The following is a 17,186-nucleotide window of genomic DNA, read 5'->3' on the forward strand; positions in this document are numbered from 1 at the left end:
TTTAGGCGAACGCCGCGGACTTGGCGAGGCCCTCGCCCTGGGAATAGGCCCCCGGCCGCCTGCGAGTCAGCGCCAACGCCAGTCCCAGGGTCAGGCAGATGGCCAGCATGGACGAGCCGCCATAGGAGATGAACGGCAGGGTCATGCCCTTGGTGGGGATCATGTTGAGGTTCACCGCCACATTGATGAAGACCTGTTCGCCCACCAGCACGAAGAGGCCGGCCGCGGCCACCTGCTGGAACGGGTCGGAGAGCTTCATGGCCTTGTAGAGCCCGCGGATCACCACGAAGGCGAAGATCGAGATCAGCAGCAGGGAGAAGATCAGGCCGTACTCCTCGGCCGCCACCGAATAGATGAAGTCGGTGTGCAGGTCGGGCACGTGGCGCTTCATGACGCCCTCCCCCGGGCCCCGGCCGAACATCTTGCCCGCCGCGATGGCCTCGGCCGCCCGGTCCACCTGGTGGGTGTCGGCCCGGTCGGGGCTGAGGAAGCGGTCCACGCGGCTGGCCACGTGGGGGAACAGGAAATAGGTCGAGGACAGGCCCGCGAGCGCCGTCCCGCCCAGCAGCATCACCCAGGAGAGCGGCACGCCGGCCATCCAGAAGGCGGCCCCGAAGGCCACGGTGATCAGCACCGTCTGGCCGACGTCTGGCTGGATCAGCAGCAGGCCCACCGACAGCAGATAGAGGCCAAAGGCGATGGTGACGCCGGGCACCCCCTGGCCCTTCTGCCCCTCGGCGAACATCCAGGAGACCAGGATGATCAGGGCCGGCTTCATGAATTCCGACGGCTGCAGGGTGAAGCCCGCGAACTCCAGCCAGCGGGTCGCGCCCTTGGCGTTGTGACCGATGAACGGCAGGATCATCATGATCGCGATGGCGCCGATGTAGATGAAGAAGGCCGCCCGCCGCACGCCCTTGGTGTCCAGCATCGAGGTGGAGATCAGGATCACCGAGCCGGCGGCCGCGAACAGGCACTGGCGCACGGCGAAGTGGAAGGGGTCGCCGATATTCATCCGCGCCGCCGCCGACGGGCTGGCGGCGAAGGACATCAGCACGCCCAGGATGATCAGCACCCCCACGGCGCCCAGCATCCAGCGGTCGATCGTCCACCACCAGACGCCCACCGGGGTGCGGTCGCTGCGGGCGAAGGCGTGGGCCTGCTGCGGCTGGGCGGTCATGCGCGGGCGCCCTTGGCCGCGGGCGCGGTGAGGCCCTGGACGGCGACGCGGAACGCCTCGCCTCGGGCCTCGAAGTCCGCGAACTGGTCGAAGGAGGCGCAGGCTGGCGACAGCAGCACCACGGCGTCCTGGCCCTTGGCGGCGGCGTCGGCATAGGCCTTGGCCACGGCGACCTCCATGGTCCCGCAGGCCAGCGTCTGGGCCTTGCCCTTCAGGGTTTCCTCGAAGGCCTCGGAGGCCTCGCCGATCAGGTAGGCTTTCTCGATCTTGGGGAAGAGGTCGGCCAGGGCGTCGATGCCGCCGGTCTTCGGCTGGCCGCCGGCGATCCAGTAGAACTTGGGATAGCTCGACATGGCCTGGCGGGCGGCGTCGGTGTTGGTGGCCTTGCTGTCGTTGACGAAGCGCACGCGGCCCAGCTGGCCCACGGTTTCCATGCGGTGCGCCAGACCCGGGAAGCTCATCAGCCCCTCGGCGGCGTCCTCGGCGGAGATGCCCAGGCCACGGGCGGCGGAATAGGCGGCCGCCGCGTTCTGCCAGTTGTGGCGACCCGGCAGGGAGCGGGCCCGCAGCAGGTCGGCGACCTCGACGGCGCGCTCGCCGGTGGCGTCGTAGAGCAGACCCTGCAGGGCGTAGACGCCCCGGCCCATGGCCTTGGACGCGGAGATCGGCACGATAGTGCGGCGGTTGGCGGCGGTGATCTCGGTGCAGATGCGCTGGCCCCAGGGATCGTCCACCCCGATGACCGCGGTGTCGCCCTTGCCCTGGTTCAGCAGAATGCGGCGCTTGGCGGCGACATAGCCCTCCATGCCGCCGTGGCGCTCCAGATGGTCGGGCGAGACGTTCAGCAGGATGGCGACGTCGGGCTTCAGGCTGCTGGTCAGGTCGAGCTGGTAGGAGCTCAGCTCCAGGACGTAGACCGCCCCGCCGTGCATGTCGTCGAGGTCCAGGACCCCCACACCGATATTGCCGCCGACCCGGGTGTCGCGGCCGGCCGAGGCGCAGATGTGGCCGATCAGGGCGGTGGTGGTGGACTTGCCGTTGGTGCCGGTGATGGCGACGATCTTCGGGCGCTTGTGCTCGGGCGCGGCGTTCACGGCGCGGGCGAACAGCTCCATGTCGCCGACGATCTCGACGCCGAATTCGTGGGCCTTGATGACGGTCCAGTGCGGCTCGGGATGGGTGAGCGGCACGCCCGGCGACAGCATCAGGGCGGCGAACTGCGTCCAGTCAGCGGTGGTCAGGTCGACGAGGGGCAGGCCTAACGCCTCCGCGGCGGCGCGGCCTTCGGGACGCTCGTCCCACAGCGCCACCTGAGCCCCGCCGGCCAGCAGCGCGCGCGCGGCGGCCAGACCCGTACGGGCCAGGCCGAACACGGCGACCGTCTTGCCTTCGAATCCGCGGACCGGGATCATGACCTGCTCGAGCCCTCCCCTACCGCAGCTTCAGGGTGGCGAGGCCGAAGATGGCCAGCATCACCGCGATGATCCAGAAGCGGATCACCACGGTGGATTCCGACCAGCCCAGCTTCTCGAAATGGTGGTGGATCGGGGCCATGCGGAACACCCGCTTGCCCGTCAGCTTGAACGAGGCGACCTGGATCATCACCGACAGGGTCTCCAGCACGAAGAGCCCCCCGATGATCCCCAGCACGATCTCGTGCTTGGTGGCCACGGCCACGGTGCCGATGGCGCCGCCCAGGGCGAGCGAACCGGTGTCGCCCATGAAGATCTTGGCCGGAGGCGCGTTGTACCAGAGGAAACCCAGGCCGGCGCCGATCATCGCCCCGCAGAACACGCCCACCTCGCCCACGCCGGGCACGAAGTGCAGCTGCAGGTACTTGGCGAAGACGTAGTTGCCCACGAGGTAGGTGATCAGGCCGAAGGCCGCGGCGGCGATCATCACCGGCACTGTGGCCAGGCCATCCAGGCCATCGGTGAAGTTCACGGCGTTGGCCGCGCCCACGATGATGAAGGCGCCGAAGGCCAGGTAGAACCAGCCCATGTTCCAGAGCAGGCCCTTGAAGATCGGGAAGGCCACGGAGGTGGCCAGTTCCGGCGACTCCGGCGGTCGGCCGCCATAGATGACGATGAGCGCGACGGCGGCGAGCGCGATAAGCGTCTCCAGCACCAGGCGGACCCGGCCCGAAACGCCGTCCGTCGTCTGCTTGGTCACCTTGGCGTAGTCGTCGGTGAAGCCGAGGATTCCGTAGCCGACGGTCACCAGGATCACGGCCCAGACATAGACGTTGGAGAGGTCCGACCACAGCAGGGTGCCCACCAGCAGGCCGGCCAGGATCATGACCCCGCCCATGGTCGGCGTGCCGGCCTTCTCCACCACGTGACGGGCGATGCCGTCGGCGCGGATCGGCTGGCCCTTGCCCTGCTTGGCCTGCATCCAGCGGATGAAACGAGAGCCCATCAGGGCCACCACCAGCTGCGCCGTGAACAGCGCCATGCCGGTTCGGAAGGTCAGGTATTTCAGCAGGTTGAGGATCGGGACGTGGCCGCCCGCCGACATCTGCTCATACAGCCAATAGAGCATCAGCCCGCCTTCCCTGAACGACCGTCGAGAGCGAGCAGCGCGGCTGTGACCGCGCCCGCCTTCGAGCCGTTGGAACCCTTGACCATCACCAGATCCCCAGGCTCTACGGCCTGGGTGACCTGCGGCGCTAGCTCGGCCGCAGACTCGGCGTACCCGCCCCGCCGAGTCGACGGAAGGGCGTCCCAGAGGGATTTCATCAAAGGTCCGGCGCAGAACACCAGGTCGATGCCGGCTGCATCCAGCGGTTGGGCAAGCCCGGCATGGTATCCAGGCCCGCCCTCGCCCAGTTCCAGCATGTCGGTCAGCGCGACGATCCGCCGCCCCGAGGTCTTGCGGGCGCCCAGGCTCTTGAAGGCCGCGGTCATGGAGATCGGATTGGCGTTGTAGCTCTCGTCGATCAGGGTGAAGGCCCCGTCCGGCAGAGAGATGGCCTTCTCGGCGCCGCGGCCCTCCAGAGGCTCGAAGGCGCCCAGGGCGGCCAGGCTGTCGCCCAACGACACGTCGAGCGCCTCCAGCATCAGCAGGACCGCCATGCTGTTGGGGCCCCAGTGGAAGCCCTTCTGCAGGATCGGGAAGTCCAGCGCCTTGCCGTGCAGGCGAGCCTGGACCACCGCGTGGTCAGCCTGGGGCTGGAAGTCGATCAGGCGAGCGTCGCAGGTCTCACCGGCCCCGAAGCTCAGCACCTTGGCGCCGGCCTTGCGGGCCGCGTCGCTCAGCAGGTCGAACCAGGCATTGTCGGCGTTGAGGATGGCGACGCCGCCGGGCTCGATGCCGTCGAAGATCTCAGCCTTGGCGCGAGCCACCCCGATCTCGCCATCGGGGAAGTTCTCCACATGAACCGCGCCCACCGTGGTGATCGCCACCGCATGGGGTCGAACGAAGCGCGAGAGCGGCGTGATCTCGTCGGCGTGGTTCATGCCGATCTCGAAGATCGCGCGCTCGGTGTCGCGGGGCATGCGGGCCAGGGTGAGCGGCACGCCGATGTGGTTGTTGTAGCTCTTCACCGAGGAGTGAGCCTTGCCCGCCAGCATCAGGCCGGCGCGCACGGCCTGGGTGACGCTGGTCTTGCCGACCGAGCCGGTCACCGCCCCACGGCGCACCTGAGGCGCGCGAACCCGGGCGGCTTCTCCCAGCTTTTCCAAAGCTTTAAAGGTGTCTTCCACCAGGACGTGGGGACCCTCCACCGCCTGGCTGGCCAGCGAACCCGTCGCGCCCTTGGCCAGCGCGGGCGCCACGAACTCATGACCATCCCGCACGCCGGCCAGGGCCACGAAGAGGTCGCCCTGCTCGATGGAGCGCGTGTCGATGGAGACGCCGTCCACGGCGAAGTCGCCGACCACCTGGCCGCCGGTCGCCTGGGCGATCTCGCCTGCGGTCCAGAGGCTCATGGCTGGCCTCGCAGGGCCTGCCCGGTCTCGACCACATCGTCAAAGTGATGCGCAACCCCGGCGATGGTTTGGGTCTGCTCGTGGCCCTTGCCGGCCACCACCAGGATGTCGCCGGCCTCCAGCTGATCCACACCTGCGCGGATCGCCGTGCGACGGTCACCGATGTTCTGCATGCCCGTTGTCCCGGCCGAGACCTCGGCGCGGATGGCGGCCGGATCTTCGCTCCGGGGATTGTCATCGGTGACGATGGCGATGTCGGCATATTGGGCCGCGATGCCGCCCATCAGCGGACGCTTGGTGCGGTCACGGTCGCCGCCGGCCCCGAACACCACGATCAGCTTGCCCTCGACGTGCGGCCGCAGGGCCTTCAGCACCGTCTCCAGGCCATCGGGCGTATGGGCGTAGTCCACATAGGCGACGCCGCCCTTCTGACCGGTCCCGATCAGCTGCAGCCGGCCCGGCGCGCCCTCCAGCGTTTCCAGGGCCTTCATGACACCGGCCACGGGCTCACCCGCCGCGATGCACAGACCCGCCGCCACCAGGGCGTTGGAGGCCTGGTAGCCCCCCACCAGGGGCAGGTTCACCTGATAGCTCTGGCCCTCGGCCAGGATGGTCAGGCGCTGGCCTTCCGGGGTCGGCGTGCGGGCCACGAGCTTGAGCCCCTGCCCCGCTTCGCCCACCGACACGATCGTCTGGCCGTGAGTCACGGCGGCGGCGGCGAAGGCGTCATAGGCGTCGGAATCGGCGTTCAGCACGGCGGTCCCGCCGCGCGGCAGCAGGGTGGTGAACAGCCGCAGCTTGGCGTCGCGATAGGCCTCCATCGTGTGGTGGTAGTCGAGGTGGTCCTGGGTCAGGTTCAGGAAGCCGGCCGCCTGGATACGGGCGCCGTCCAACCGCCGCTGATCGACGCCGTGCGAGGACGCCTCAAGGGCCAGGTGGGTCACGCCCATCGCCACCAGCTTGCTCATCAGCTCGGTGACGTCGGCCGCGTCGGGCGTGGTCAGGCCAGGCGGCTCCAGCTGCGCGTCGAAGCCGTCCGGGCCAGTGGCGTAGACCCCCAGCGTGCCCATGCTGGCGGCGCGGTGGCCGCCGGCGTTGAAGATTTGGCGGCAGAAGGCGGCGACCGAGGTCTTGCCGTTGGTGCCGGTCACCGCGACCACGGTGGCGGGCTGGTCCTTCCAGAAGGCGGCGGCGGCCAGGGCATAGGCGCGGCGCGGATCGGGGGTGACCACGAAGGGCACGTCGACGCCGGGCGCCTGCGCCGTGGCGATCACCGCGGCCGCGCCGGCCGAAACCGCGCTCGGCACGAAGGCCAGGCCGTCGGCCTTGGTCCCCGGCAGGGCGGCGAACAGGAAACCGGGCTTCACCTTGCGGCTGTCGGCGGTCACGCCCTCGATCATCGGATCGACGGCCAGGTCGCGCGCCACCAGTTGGGAGAGGCGAACGCCCATCAGTGCTCGCTCTCGATGGGCACGACGGCGGCGTCGGGGGCGGGCGCGACGAGATCAGGACGACGGGCGACACCCAGGAACGGGGCGATGCGGTCGATCACCCGGCCGACCGGGGGAGCCGCGGTCCAGCCGCCGGTGGCGAAACCGAAGGTCTCGGGCGTGCCCTTGGGCTCGTCCATGAGGATCAGCACGAAGTAGCGGTCGGCCTCCAGCGGGCCGTCGGTGGGGAACACAGCGGCGAAGGATGAGACCAAAACGTTGTTGGAGTAGCGGCCGCCGATGATCTTGTTGGCCGAGCCGGTCTTCCCGCCGACCCGGAGGCCCGACGCATTGGCCTTGCCGCCAGTGCCACGCACCACATTGACCCGCATCAGGTCCAGCATGGCCCGCGAGGTTTCTTCCGACACCGCGCGGTATCCCTCCGGACGCGCGCCCGGCTTCATCGGCCGGATGGTCAGGGGCACATAGGTGCCGCCATTGAGGATCGCGCCCATGCCGGCGGCCACCGAGAGCGGCGAGACGGATATGGCGTGGCCAAAGGAGGTCGACGCCACATCGTTCTCGGTCCAGTGGCGCGGCACGATCGGCTTGGCGCTTTCGGACAGTTCGACCGGGGCGGCATGAGTCAGGCCGAAGGCCTTGAAATACTTCTGCACATTGGCCGAACCCGCCTGCAAGGCCAGCTTGGTGGTGCCGATGTTCGACGAGTGGATGAAGATGTCGGATACCGACATGATCTTATTCTCGGCGTGGTAGTCGTGGATCACCTGATTGCCGATCTTCACCGGCTGGCGGGCGTCGAAGGTGGAGGCCAGGGTCGCGGTGCCGGAGTCCAGCCCCATGGCGACGGTGAACACCTTGAAGGTCGACCCCATCTCATAGACCGAGGCCGCGGCGTGGTTGAGCAACTGCTCTGGCGTCGCCTTGCCGGCCAGGTTGGGGTCGAAGGTCGGATAGGACGCGATGCCCAGGATCTCGCCGGTATGCACATTGGTGACGATACCCACGGCGTCCTTGGCCTGGTGGGCCATGGCGGTCTTGTAGACCTCGTCCTCCAGCGCCGCCTGCACCCGCAGGTCGATGGACAGCGCGGTGGCCTGATGGCCGGCCGCGCCGCCGCGGATCTGGTCGTTCAGGGCCAGCTCGGCGCCCGACAGGCCTTCGCCACCGGTGTCGGCGAAACCGATCAGGTGGGCGGCGGTGGCGCCCAGGGGATAGAGGCGATGCTGTTCCGGCTCGAAGGTCACGCCGGGCAGACCCAGTTCATGGATCTGGCCCCGCACCTCGGGCGTCAGGCCGCCCACCAGGAAGCTGCGCCGCTCGCCGCGCACGGCGCGCTCCAGCCGCGCGGGCGAAAGGCCCGGCAGGGCGCGGCGCAGGGCCGCGCGGGTTTCGCTGGTGTCCCAAATCTCCCGCGGATCGACATAGAGGCCGTAATGCAGCAGGTCGGCCGCCAGCATGGCGCCGTTGCGGTCGGTCAGGTCGGCGCGGGCGGCGCCCACCGGCGCGGTCAGGCCGTTCGTCTTACCGGCGTCGGAGAACAGGGCCATTCGCGCGGCGCCTATGCCCAGGGTGACGAACCCCGCGGCGAACATGGCGGCCACGAAGAAGATACGGATGCGGGTGTCGTCCTCGGCCTTGCCGGCCGCCTTGGCGCGCTCGAAGGCGTGCTCCAGGCCCCAGAGCCGCGCCTTCACCCAGCCCCAGCCGGGCGCCTGGAAGTTGGGGTGGGCCAGGCTCACGACTTCGGTTCCTTGCGGGCGATCTGCGCCAGGGCGTCCGGCGCGATCTCACGCTTGGCGGAGATGGGCGCCAAGCCCAGATAGCCGGTGGAAAGCTGCTCGATCCGGTTGGGCTGTTCGAGGTGGCTGACCTCGGCCTTCAGCAGACGGATGCGGTCATGTTCGGCGGCGATCTGGCGCTCCACCGAGGCGATCTCGGTCCGCTCGCGGCCGGCGATGGTCTTGGCCAGATAGACCGACATCACCAGCGCGATCAGCAGCGCCAGGGCCACCACGTCGACGAGGCGAAAGCCCCTGACACGACGATCGAGCAGGCTCATGCGGCGTCCCTCCAGACCGGAGCCTCGGTGCGGACCGCGGCGCGAAGCTTGGCCGAGCGGGCGCGCGGATTGGCGGCGGTCTCGGCGTCGGAGGGCGGGTGGGCGCCCTTGAAGATCAGGTCGAAACTCGGCGGCGCGCCGGCCTGGGCTGGCGGCAGGTGCCGTGAACCGGCAGGCGTCTGGCCGGCGCGAGGCGTGAAGAACGACTTCACGATCCGGTCCTCCAGCGAGTGGAAGGTCACCACGGCCAGGCGACCACCCGGCTTCAGCACGCGCTCGGCGGACGCCAACCCCGCCTCCAGCTCGGAAAGCTCATCGTTCACCGCGATCCGCAGGCCCTGGAAGGTGCGGGTGGCGGGATGGACCTTGGCGCCGCGGCGGCCCCCCAGCACCCGCTCGACGAAGTCGGCGAACTCCAGGGTGCGTTCGAAGGGCTGCTCCTCGCGGCGGCGCGCGATGGCGCCGGCGATGCGGCGAGCCTTCTTCTCTTCGCCGTAGACCCAGAAGATCCGCGACAGTTCGGCCGGCTCGGCGGTGTTGATCAGTTCGGCGGCGGTCTGCCCCGTGGCGCCCATGCGCATGTCCAGGGGACCGTCGCGCATGAAGGAGAAGCCACGGTCGGCCTCGTCCAGCTGCATGGAGGAGACCCCGAGGTCCAGGGCCACGCCGTCGACGGAGCCCTCCCCCAGCCGCTCGTCCATCTCGGAGAAGCAGGCCTCGATCAGCTGGAACCGGTCACCCAGGCCCTCGGCGAACCGTCGGGCGGTGGGGTCGCGATCGAAGGCGATGACCTGGGCGCCGGTGGCCAGCAGGGCGCGGGAATAGCCGCCTGCCCCAAACGTACCGTCGACGATCGTCTGGCCGGGACCGGGCTGCAGGGCCTCGATCACTTCGGCCATCAGGACAGGCGTGTGGGGGGCGGTCACGCGCCGAGCCCGGCGCGGGCGGCGCGCTGGGCCGCGCGCAGTTGGGCCAGGCCGTCGCGGGCCATCTCGCGTTGGGCGGCGCGGTGGGCCTGGAACGCCTCGCGCTCCCAGATCTGGAACCGGTCGCCGAGGCCGACCACAACAACCCAGTCGCTCAGGCCGAACATGTCGCAGAGCCCCTCGGGAAGGGTCACGCGGCCGGCGGTGTCGAAGCTCATCTTGGCCATGCCGCCCAGGATCGAAGTTTCCAGGGCCGAGCGCAGAGGGTCGCCGAAATCCATCTCGTCGATGACGCCCAGATAACGGTCCAGCAGCGTCTTTCCGCCACCCTCGATGCAGTCGGCTTCGATGGAGGGAAAGCAGATGATTCCGTCGAAGGGGCCAGAGGCGAGAGCGCGGAATTCCTGCGGCACAACGATGCGCCGCTTTGCGTCCAGCTGCTTCTCGAACGTCGAGACGAACATCCCGCCGCGCCCCAGTTAACCGGCCCCCGCTCGGACCGCCCTCGTTCCACCTGGCAGCGCCGCAAATCACATGGGCGCAGCCTTCAGCAGACAAGAACTGGGTTAACACGGGCTAAACTGGGCGACAATGCCTCTGAATGACTATTTGGCGTGGATTCAAAGATGTCGCGGACACTTATGGTTAACGGAGATAAACACTCCACAGAACATACACAGAACCTGTTAAATATAGGGACGGAATGTCGCAGAGGTTGTGGATAACTAGAGTCACCCGCAACGGCTGAGCTATCGCCCTTGCTGTCGCGGCCTCAATTTGGGGAATGATGGACCAGACGGCCTGTAAGCCGGGTTCTGTGCCGCCCGCGAACGGGCATTGGCGATCATTCCTCTGGACCGCCCATCGCTGGACGGTTCTCGCGACCTACCCGGGTGTCTCGGGCCTACGACAGCCCTACCGGCGAACCGGCGCGACACCCCTATTCGGTCTTGCTCCTGGCGGGGCTTGCCATGCCGTCCCCATTGCTGGGTCCGCGGTGCGCTCTTACCGCACCCTTTCACCCTTCCCGGCGCCGAAGCTCCGGAGGTCTGCTCTCTGTGGCGCTATCCCTAGGGTCACCCCCGGTGGGCGTTACCCACCGCCATGTCGTCGTGGAGCCCGGACTTTCCTCGCCTGCTTGCGCAGGCGCGACCGCCCAGCCATCTGGTCCGCGGGCTTGATGGGCCGGGACGGCGTTGGGGTCAATCCGACAGTCGCCCATAGATCAGCTGGTCCCAATAGCGCCCCTTCCAATGGGCGTGGTCGCGCAGCGTGCCCTCCAGCGAAAAGCCGTGGCGCTCCAGCAGAGCACACGACCGCGCATTGCCCAGGGTCACCATGGCCTCGATCCGCCGCAGCGACAGGTCGTTGAAGCCGAAGGACAGCACGTACGGCAGGATCTGGCGCATCACGCCGCGGCCCCACTCGGCGCGGCGCAGGTCGTAGGCGACCTCCCCGCGACGGGCGCGGTCGAAGATCAGGTTGTTGAAGCCCACCGTGCCGATCAGGTCGGGCGCCCCGGCCCGCCGGATGGTCCAGCGCACCCCGCCGTCGCCGGCGGCCAGTTCGGTTCCCCAATCGATGATGTCATGGGCCTCGGCCACGCTCTCAAGCGGGGCTATGTCCATGTATTCCGCCACCAAAGGGTCACGGAACAACTCAAAAAGCCCCTCGGCGTCGTCGCGTTGCAGGGGCGACAGCGTATATTCGCCGACCTTCAGGACACAGTTGGCGAGCCCTAAGCTCATCCCGCGACCTGCATCAGGTCCCCAGCCGCAGCAGGCCGATCAAGCGCGCCCGGGTCTCCCCGTCGGCGATCCCATCCACCTTCTCGGGCCGCCAGTGGCGCTGGAAGGCGGTGACAACGGCGGTGGTGTGAGGGTCAAAGGTCCCGGACGGCGCGCAGTCGAAGCCCAGCCGCGTGAAGCCCGCCTGCAAGGCGAAGACCGCGGCGCCCTCCTCGCCCTCCCCGATCGGCTGGCCTGGGGCGGCGGCGGGCTCGACCCACAGGCCGTGGCCCGCCTGCGCCAATCGCTTCCAGGGAAACAGCTCGCCGGGGTCCTGCTTGCGGTCCGGCGCGACGTCGGAGTGCCCGACGATGGCGCCGTCCTCGATGGTCCAGCGGGTGCGGATCTCCGCCACCAGGTCGATCACCGCGGCGATCTGCGCCTCAGGGAAGGGCCGGTAGCCGAACTCGTGGCCCGGATTGACGATCTCGATCCCCACCGAGCGGCCGTTGATGTCGCGCTCGCCCTTCCAGGACGAGACGCCGGCATGCCAGGCCCGCCGCTCCTCGGCCACCAGGGTGAAGACCCGGCCATCCTCCTCCACCACATAGTGGGAGGAGACCTTGGCCTCGGGATCGCGCAGCCGCGCCAGGGCCGCCTCGCCGGTCTGCATGCCGGTATAGTGCAGGACGATCATGTCCGGCGGGCTCTTGCGGACGTCAAAGTTGGGCGAGGGCGCGGGGATCGGAGTCATGTGGCCAAGGTTATTGCGAGCGGTTGCGCAAGGCCACCAGCAAAGCCACCGCCTGGCTGGGCCGCAGGGCGATCACCAGCACGCCGGCCAGGGCCACCGCCGTCCCGAACGCCATCCGTGGGCCGAAGTCGTCATGGGTGAAGATCACGCCGCCGACGATGGTGGCCAGCGGCGTCATCAGGGTGAGCGGCGAGATCAGGTTGGCCTCATACTTCTGGATCAGGCTGTAATAGAGGGTGTGGGCCACCACCGAGACCACCAGGCCTGAGAACAGGGCCGCAGCCACAAAGGGCCAGCCCGCCGCGACGCCGGCCTGGATCTGCCCGGGCTCCAGCCAGCCCGACAGGATCGCCATCGGCACCAGGGAGGATAGGCCCACCCAGGCCTGCAGGCGCAGGGGCTTCACGCCGTCCATCTGCTTCATCATCACCGCCCCCAGCCCGCCCAGGAACGAGGCCGCCACGATGAACAGCAGGCCGCCGGAAATCTTGAACCCGTGCGGGTCCCACATCACCGCCAGCACCCCGGTGAGGGTCAGCAGCATGCCGGCGATGCGCCGCCCGGTCAGCCGCTCGCCCAGGATCAGGAAGGACAACAGGGTGGTGATCGGCACGCCGACCTGGCTGACGATGGCCACCGCCGAGGGGCTGGCGGTCTTCAGGCCGATGAACACCAGGGCGAAGGTGCCGGCCCCCATCAGCAGCCCCACCACCACCATCCGCCAGCGCGGGCGCGGCATCGGCAGCAGCCAGGGGAAGACCGCGATCAGCACGACGGCGAAGCGCACGGCGGCATAGAACATCGGCGGCACCCCCAGATGGGCCACCACGAACTTCGACACGATATTGTTGGCCGCCCAGACGACGCAGACGAAGGCGAGGAGGAGAAAGTCCCGGAGCGACATGGGCCGGGCTTAGAGGGGTTTCGCGACGCTGGAAACTGGTTGTCGGGTCACGCGGGTGGAAACAGCTCCGGCGGCCAGTTCAGCGCGCCCGCCCTCTGGTTGGCGGGGCGAGCTTCCATTCGGACGACATAGGCGTCCAACACCGGGTCGGCGGGAATCTCGTCGGTGTGCCGCCCCATGGCCAGGGTCGCTCCCACCATGACATCGGCGGCGGTGAAGGTGTCGCCCAGCAGGTAGGGACCAGCTTCCAGCGCCACGGCCAGGACGCGGGTGGTCTCGGCCAGCGGCGCCCAGCCTGCGCCCCAGCCGCCAGGCTTCTCCGGCAGGGTCATGCCGCAGGTCGCTCGGGCCGGCTCGAGGGCCGCGCTGGACCACACCATCCAGCTCAGATAGGCGCCCCGGCGCGGGTCCTCGATCTTCGGCGCCAAGGTCCCATAGCCGTACCGATCGGCCAGATGCAGGCAGATGGCCGGCGTTTCGCGGACCACCGCCTCACCGTCCACAAGGGTCGGAACCGCGCCGGTGGGATTGAGTTGCAGATAGGCTTGCGAGCGCAGCTTGCCCGGCCGCGCATCGATCAATTCCGTGCGGTAGGCGACCCCCAGCTCCTCCAGCATCCAAAGGGCCGTGAAGGACCGGGTGGCGATGCCGCGATAGAGGACAAGGTCGGTCACGGACTAGCTCCGCCGCCGTGTGAAGCGCAGCGCCGTGAGCGTGTCGGAAAAGCCGATCACCTTGCTGTCCACCAGGCCGTGGGCCTTGGCCGCCGCCATCACCTCGACGTCTTTCAGAGCGGCCGCCTTGCCCTTGCGCGACACGATCCACAGCGCGCCCTTGCCGGCCAGCGCAGGGATCAGGCGGGGGATGGCGTCCAGCTCCGCCAGGCTGTCGGCGGCGTAGAACAGCAGGTCCAGGTCGGTGAGGTCAGCCACCGGCGCCGCATCGCGCGCGGCCAGTTCGCCGGCCAGGGCGTCGTCGGCGACGTTCAGCACGGCGACCCTCATGCCGGGTTTCACCCCCAGCTTGTCGAGCCGGCTTTTCGGATTGAGAATGGCGTCGGCCCAGCTGGCCGCGGCCTTGTCGCCGAGCGCGAACCGCGAGCCGTCGGCCAGGACCAGGTCGCCGGCCTCAGCGCGAACGCCCCTCAGCGCCTCACCCTCGAACACCCGGCGGGCGGCGCCCCGGAACAGCAGCTTCGGCGCCTCGTATTGCAGCCGCCCCGCGTCCTCACCCTCGGCGAATGTCGCGCGGACCTGAGCGTCCTTGCCCATGGCGTTCCTCCCCGTCCACGGTCAGCTTGGCCATGCGGACGGGGTGGCGCAAGCCTATCCCTTGGGGGTCTTGGCTTCGCGCGGAATGGGCGGCGGCTTGCCCTGATTGCGCCGGGCAGGCGCCGAGAGATTGCCCAGGAAAGCGAAGGACAACAGGGCGTGGTCCATCTTGGTGACAGTCATTTGGCGTCTCCTTGACCAGCTGGTCGAGCCAGAAAGAGACGCGAAGCGGCTTCCAGGGGCTTGCACCCTCCTAGTCGTCAGCGCGTCGGGACCAGAGAGTCGCGCCGAGCCTCGTCAAACGCAAGAAAAACATCCGCTTACGGACTATTTCAGCCCACGGAATATCCGTTAAATCTTTGATTATATTGAATGTCGACTGGCGCTCAGGCGCTCAATCGTGACGGCGTGTCGCAGGCAGGCCACACCTCGAAAGCCCCTGATTCCAGGCGGAATCGGGGCCAGTCGAGGTTGAAATTTTTGATCCGTATACGGCTAATTGGTTGGCTGCGGCGCGAACGCCCTCTCCCGCCTGGGAGAGGGCTCGCGAGCTAGGCCGCCTTGCCGAGCGACAGGGTCTCGTAGCGGGCCAGATGGTGGTCGGTGGAGCCGAAGGCCGCCTCGATCATGGTGGCGCGCTTGAAATAGTGGCCGATGGCCATCTCGTCGGTCATGCCCATGCCGCCGTGGATCTGGATGGCGTTCTGGCCGACGAACTTGCAGGCCTTGCCGATCTGCACCTTGGCCGCCGACACGCCCTTGGCCCGCTCGGCATCACTGTCATTGAGCTTGATGTCGGCCATGTAGGTCATGGAGATCGACTGTTCGAGCTGGATGAACATGTCCACCATCCGGTGCTGCAGCACCTGGAAGCTGGAGATCGGCTGGCCGAACTGCTTGCGCTGGCGGGCGTACTCCACCGTACCCTCGTGCAGCTGGCGCAGGACGCCGCAGGCCTCGGCGCAGGTCGCGGCGATGGCTTCATCCATCACCTTTTCCACCAGCGGCAGGGCCTGGCCCTCGGGACCGATCATGGCCTCGGCGCCCACGGCGACATTCTCGAAATAGACCTCCGAGGCGCGGAAGCCGTCGACCGTGGGATAGTCCCGCGTGGTCACGCCCTTGGCGTCCTTGGGCACGATGAACACCGACACCCCTTGCGCCTCGCGCTGGCCGCCGCCGGTCCGCGCCGTGACGATCAGGTGAGTGGCGTAGGGCGCGCCGATGACGACGGCCTTGTGGCCGTTGAGCACGTAGCCCGCCCCGTCCTTCTTGGCCGTGGTCTTCAGATCGCTCCAGGTGTAGCGGCCCTGGGGTTCGGCATAGGCAAAGGCGATGATGGCCTCGCCGGCGATGATCTTGCCGATCAGCTCATCGGCGCCGGCCGGCTTGCCGTGCTTCAGGAAACCGCCGCCGATCACCACGGTGGGCAGGTAGGGCTCGACGACGAGCGCCTTACCCAGCTCTTCCATGATCACCATATTGTCGGTGGCGCCGCCCCCCAGGCCGCCCTGCTCTTCCGAGAAGGCCGCGCCCAGAATGCCGAGTTCGTCGGCGAAGGCCTTCCAGACCTGCGGCCGCCAGCCGGGCTCGGCCTTCAGCGCCGCGCGGCGCTGATCGAAGCTGTAATTGTCGGCCAAGTAGCTGGCGACCGTGTCGCGCAGCATCGACTGTTCTTCGGTGAAGCTGAAATCCATGTTCGTCCCCAAGGGTCGTGGGCCGCCGGTGTCCTCCCTGGCGGCCGGTCAGTGTTCTGTCGCGGCGGTCGCCCTAGAGTCCCAGCACCATCTTGGCGATGATGTTGCGCTGGATCTCGTTGGAGCCGCCGTAGATCGAGGTCTTGCGGCCGTTGAAATAGTCGCCGGCGGTGTCGATGGAATGCAGCGGGCCGACGCCGGAGTTGTGGCCGCCCTCCCCCAGGAACGGCGCGCCGTAGTGGCCGGCGGCTTCCAGGGCCAGTTCCTGCAGGCGCTGCTGGATCTCGGTGCCCTTGATCTTGAGGATCGAGCTTTCCGCGCCCGGGCCCTTGCCGCTGCTTTCGCCGGCCAGGGTCCGCAGTTCGGTGAACTCCAGCGCCGTCAGGTCGATCTCAAGCTCGGCCACCTTGCGCTTGAAGAAGGCGTCGGCCAGCAGCGAACCGCCGGCGTCGGCCAGTTCGGTCGAGGCCATCTCGCGCACCCGCTCCAGGCCGCGCTTCGACCGCGCCACCCCGGCGATGCCCGAGCGTTCGTGGGCCAGCAGCGCCTTGGCGCAGGTCCAGCCCTGGTTCTCGTGGAAGACGCGGTTCTCCACCGGCACCTTCACATTATCCAGGAAGACGTCGTTGACCTCGTGGCCGCCCTCCAGGGTGATGATCGGACGCACGGTGACGCCGGGCGTCTTCATGTCGATCAGCAGGAAGCTGATGCCGGCCTGCGGCTTGGAGTCGGGATCTGTGCGGACCAGGAAGAAGCCCCAGTCGGCGTGCTGGCCCAACGTCGTCCACGTCTTCTGGCCGTTGACGATGTAGTATTCCTTGCCGTCATCCCCGGTCACGCGCTCGGCGCGGGTCTTCAGGGAGGCCAGGTCGGAGCCGGCGCCGGGCTCGGAATAGCCCTGACACCACCAGATCTTGCCGTCGCGGATGTCGGGCAGGAACTTGGCCTTCTGCTCCTCGGTGCCGAAGGTGTAGATCACCGGCGCCAGCATCGCGACGCCGAAGGGCAGGATGCCCAGGGTGTCGGCGCGGGCCTGTTCCTCGGACCAGATGTACTTCTGGGTGGGAGTCCAATCGGTCCCGCCCCATTCCTTCGGCCACGAAGGCGCAGACCAGCCCTTTTCCGCCAGGATGCGGTGCCAGGAGAGGTAGTCCTCCTTGCCCAGCGGCTCGCCGCGTTCCTGCTTTTCGCGCAGGGCCTTGGGGTAGCTGTCGGCCAGGAAGGCCCGGGCCTCCTCACGGAAGGCGTTATCTTCGGGCGAGAAATCGAGGTTCATCACAAGGCT

General features: G+C 68.4%; 17 protein-coding genes and 1 other RNA gene. All 18 read right to left on the reverse strand.

The annotated features are described in order from the left end of the window. Nucleotide 1 precedes the first annotated feature (1 nt). The 18 genes from ftsW to JKL49_RS14275 all read right to left on the reverse strand — a co-directional run bounded on the left by ftsW (nucleotide 2) and on the right by JKL49_RS14275 (nucleotide 17,177). Nucleotides 2-1,180: a putative lipid II flippase FtsW gene (gene ftsW / locus JKL49_RS14195; RefSeq protein ID WP_215341274.1), complete on the reverse strand. Its 1,179-nt coding sequence runs from the start codon at nucleotides 1,178-1,180 to the stop codon at nucleotides 2-4. Then, the gene (gene murD / locus JKL49_RS14200) at nucleotides 1,177-2,592 is read right to left on the reverse strand and encodes a UDP-N-acetylmuramoyl-L-alanine--D-glutamate ligase (RefSeq protein ID WP_215341275.1); all 1,416 of its coding nucleotides are present in this window, start codon (nucleotides 2,590-2,592) and stop codon (nucleotides 1,177-1,179) included. The genes ftsW and murD overlap by 4 nt, the downstream gene beginning before the upstream one ends. 19 nt (nucleotides 2,593-2,611) lie before the next feature. Further along, nucleotides 2,612-3,721, reverse strand: coding sequence for a phospho-N-acetylmuramoyl-pentapeptide-transferase (mraY, locus tag JKL49_RS14205; protein ID WP_215341276.1), 1,110 nt, complete (start codon nucleotides 3,719-3,721; stop codon nucleotides 2,612-2,614). Next, the gene (locus JKL49_RS14210) at nucleotides 3,721-5,109 is read right to left on the reverse strand and encodes a UDP-N-acetylmuramoyl-tripeptide--D-alanyl-D-alanine ligase (protein ID WP_215341277.1); all 1,389 of its coding nucleotides are present in this window, start codon (nucleotides 5,107-5,109) and stop codon (nucleotides 3,721-3,723) included. Before JKL49_RS14210 ends, mraY begins: the two co-directional genes overlap by 1 nt. After that, nucleotides 5,106-6,560: a UDP-N-acetylmuramoyl-L-alanyl-D-glutamate--2,6-diaminopimelate ligase gene (locus tag JKL49_RS14215; RefSeq protein WP_215341278.1), complete on the reverse strand. Its 1,455-nt coding sequence runs from the start codon at nucleotides 6,558-6,560 to the stop codon at nucleotides 5,106-5,108. The genes JKL49_RS14210 and JKL49_RS14215 overlap by 4 nt, the downstream gene beginning before the upstream one ends. Beyond that, nucleotides 6,560-8,302 carry a peptidoglycan D,D-transpeptidase FtsI family protein gene (locus tag JKL49_RS14220; protein ID WP_215341279.1) on the reverse strand — a complete coding sequence of 581 codons (1,743 nt, stop codon included), beginning with the start codon at nucleotides 8,300-8,302 and terminating at the stop codon, nucleotides 6,560-6,562. Before JKL49_RS14220 ends, JKL49_RS14215 begins: the two co-directional genes overlap by 1 nt. Beyond that, the gene (gene ftsL, locus JKL49_RS14225; protein ID WP_215341280.1) at nucleotides 8,299-8,622 is read right to left on the reverse strand and encodes a cell division protein FtsL; all 324 of its coding nucleotides are present in this window, start codon (nucleotides 8,620-8,622) and stop codon (nucleotides 8,299-8,301) included. The genes JKL49_RS14220 and ftsL overlap by 4 nt, the downstream gene beginning before the upstream one ends. Beyond that, nucleotides 8,619-9,548, reverse strand: coding sequence for a 16S rRNA (cytosine(1402)-N(4))-methyltransferase RsmH (rsmH, locus tag JKL49_RS14230; RefSeq protein WP_215341281.1), 930 nt, complete (start codon nucleotides 9,546-9,548; stop codon nucleotides 8,619-8,621). Before rsmH ends, ftsL begins: the two co-directional genes overlap by 4 nt. Further along, the gene (locus JKL49_RS14235) at nucleotides 9,545-10,012 is read right to left on the reverse strand and encodes a division/cell wall cluster transcriptional repressor MraZ (RefSeq protein ID WP_215341282.1); all 468 of its coding nucleotides are present in this window, start codon (nucleotides 10,010-10,012) and stop codon (nucleotides 9,545-9,547) included. Before JKL49_RS14235 ends, rsmH begins: the two co-directional genes overlap by 4 nt. A 324-nt stretch (nucleotides 10,013-10,336) precedes the next feature. Continuing rightward, nucleotides 10,337-10,716, reverse strand: an RNA gene (rnpB, locus tag JKL49_RS14240) — RNase P RNA component class A. A gap of 34 nt (nucleotides 10,717-10,750) precedes the next feature. Beyond that, nucleotides 10,751-11,296 (reverse strand): GNAT family N-acetyltransferase, encoded by a 546-nt coding sequence (locus tag JKL49_RS14245; protein WP_215341283.1) that lies wholly within the window; start codon nucleotides 11,294-11,296, stop codon nucleotides 10,751-10,753. 13 nt (nucleotides 11,297-11,309) lie between these two features. Further along, complete coding sequence (locus tag JKL49_RS14250; protein WP_215341284.1) at nucleotides 11,310-12,029, reverse strand: N-acetylmuramoyl-L-alanine amidase; 720 nt, start codon at nucleotides 12,027-12,029, stop codon at nucleotides 11,310-11,312. 10 nt (nucleotides 12,030-12,039) lie between these two features. Beyond that, nucleotides 12,040-12,933, reverse strand: a complete 894-nt coding sequence (locus tag JKL49_RS14255) for a DMT family transporter (RefSeq protein WP_215341285.1) — start codon at nucleotides 12,931-12,933, stop codon at nucleotides 12,040-12,042. 47 nt (nucleotides 12,934-12,980) lie between these two features. Further along, complete coding sequence (locus JKL49_RS14260) at nucleotides 12,981-13,607, reverse strand: glutathione S-transferase family protein (protein WP_215341286.1); 627 nt, start codon at nucleotides 13,605-13,607, stop codon at nucleotides 12,981-12,983. A gap of 3 nt (nucleotides 13,608-13,610) precedes the next feature. Beyond that, nucleotides 13,611-14,204, reverse strand: a complete 594-nt coding sequence (locus JKL49_RS14265) for a DUF3052 family protein (RefSeq protein ID WP_215341287.1) — start codon at nucleotides 14,202-14,204, stop codon at nucleotides 13,611-13,613. A 54-nt stretch (nucleotides 14,205-14,258) separates the two neighbouring features. Continuing rightward, entirely contained in the window at nucleotides 14,259-14,387 is a 129-nt protein-coding gene (locus tag JKL49_RS21210) for a hypothetical protein (protein ID WP_283816639.1), read from the reverse strand. 368 nt (nucleotides 14,388-14,755) lie between these two features. After that, nucleotides 14,756-15,901, reverse strand: coding sequence for an acyl-CoA dehydrogenase family protein (locus JKL49_RS14270; RefSeq protein WP_215341288.1), 1,146 nt, complete (start codon nucleotides 15,899-15,901; stop codon nucleotides 14,756-14,758). A 73-nt stretch (nucleotides 15,902-15,974) separates the two neighbouring features. Continuing rightward, on the reverse strand, nucleotides 15,975-17,177 hold the full coding sequence (locus JKL49_RS14275) for an acyl-CoA dehydrogenase family protein (protein ID WP_215341289.1): 1,203 nt from the start codon (nucleotides 17,175-17,177) through the stop codon (nucleotides 15,975-15,977). Nucleotides 17,178-17,186: the final 9 nt, after the last annotated feature.

Source organism: Phenylobacterium glaciei (genome assembly GCF_016772415.1).
Taxonomy (GTDB): Bacteria; Pseudomonadota; Alphaproteobacteria; order Caulobacterales; family Caulobacteraceae; genus Phenylobacterium; species Phenylobacterium glaciei.

Bases quoted from the DNA above. Each gene is read 5' to 3' on its own strand.
- JKL49_RS21210 (WP_283816639.1), bottom strand. From the start codon at position 14,387: ATGACTGTCACCAAGATGGACCACGCCCTGTTGTCCTTCGCTTTCCTG.
- mraY (WP_215341276.1), bottom strand. From the start codon at position 3,721: ATGCTCTATTGGCTGTATGAGCAGATGTCGGCGGGCGGCCACGTCCCG.
- ftsL (WP_215341280.1), bottom strand. From the start codon at position 8,622: ATGAGCCTGCTCGATCGTCGTGTCAGGGGCTTTCGCCTCGTCGACGTG.
- JKL49_RS14275 (WP_215341289.1), bottom strand. From the start codon at position 17,177: ATGAACCTCGATTTCTCGCCCGAAGATAACGCCTTCCGTGAGGAGGCC.
- JKL49_RS14245 (WP_215341283.1), bottom strand. From the start codon at position 11,296: ATGAGCTTAGGGCTCGCCAACTGTGTCCTGAAGGTCGGCGAATATACG.
- JKL49_RS14250 (WP_215341284.1), bottom strand. From the start codon at position 12,029: ATGACTCCGATCCCCGCGCCCTCGCCCAACTTTGACGTCCGCAAGAGC.
- JKL49_RS14270 (WP_215341288.1), bottom strand. From the start codon at position 15,901: ATGGATTTCAGCTTCACCGAAGAACAGTCGATGCTGCGCGACACGGTC.
- JKL49_RS14235 (WP_215341282.1), bottom strand. From the start codon at position 10,012: ATGTTCGTCTCGACGTTCGAGAAGCAGCTGGACGCAAAGCGGCGCATC.
- JKL49_RS14255 (WP_215341285.1), bottom strand. From the start codon at position 12,933: ATGTCGCTCCGGGACTTTCTCCTCCTCGCCTTCGTCTGCGTCGTCTGG.
- JKL49_RS14265 (WP_215341287.1), bottom strand. From the start codon at position 14,204: ATGGGCAAGGACGCTCAGGTCCGCGCGACATTCGCCGAGGGTGAGGAC.
- JKL49_RS14215 (WP_215341278.1), bottom strand. From the start codon at position 6,560: ATGGGCGTTCGCCTCTCCCAACTGGTGGCGCGCGACCTGGCCGTCGAT.
- ftsW (WP_215341274.1), bottom strand. From the start codon at position 1,180: ATGACCGCCCAGCCGCAGCAGGCCCACGCCTTCGCCCGCAGCGACCGC.
- JKL49_RS14210 (WP_215341277.1), bottom strand. From the start codon at position 5,109: ATGAGCCTCTGGACCGCAGGCGAGATCGCCCAGGCGACCGGCGGCCAG.
- murD (WP_215341275.1), bottom strand. From the start codon at position 2,592: ATGATCCCGGTCCGCGGATTCGAAGGCAAGACGGTCGCCGTGTTCGGC.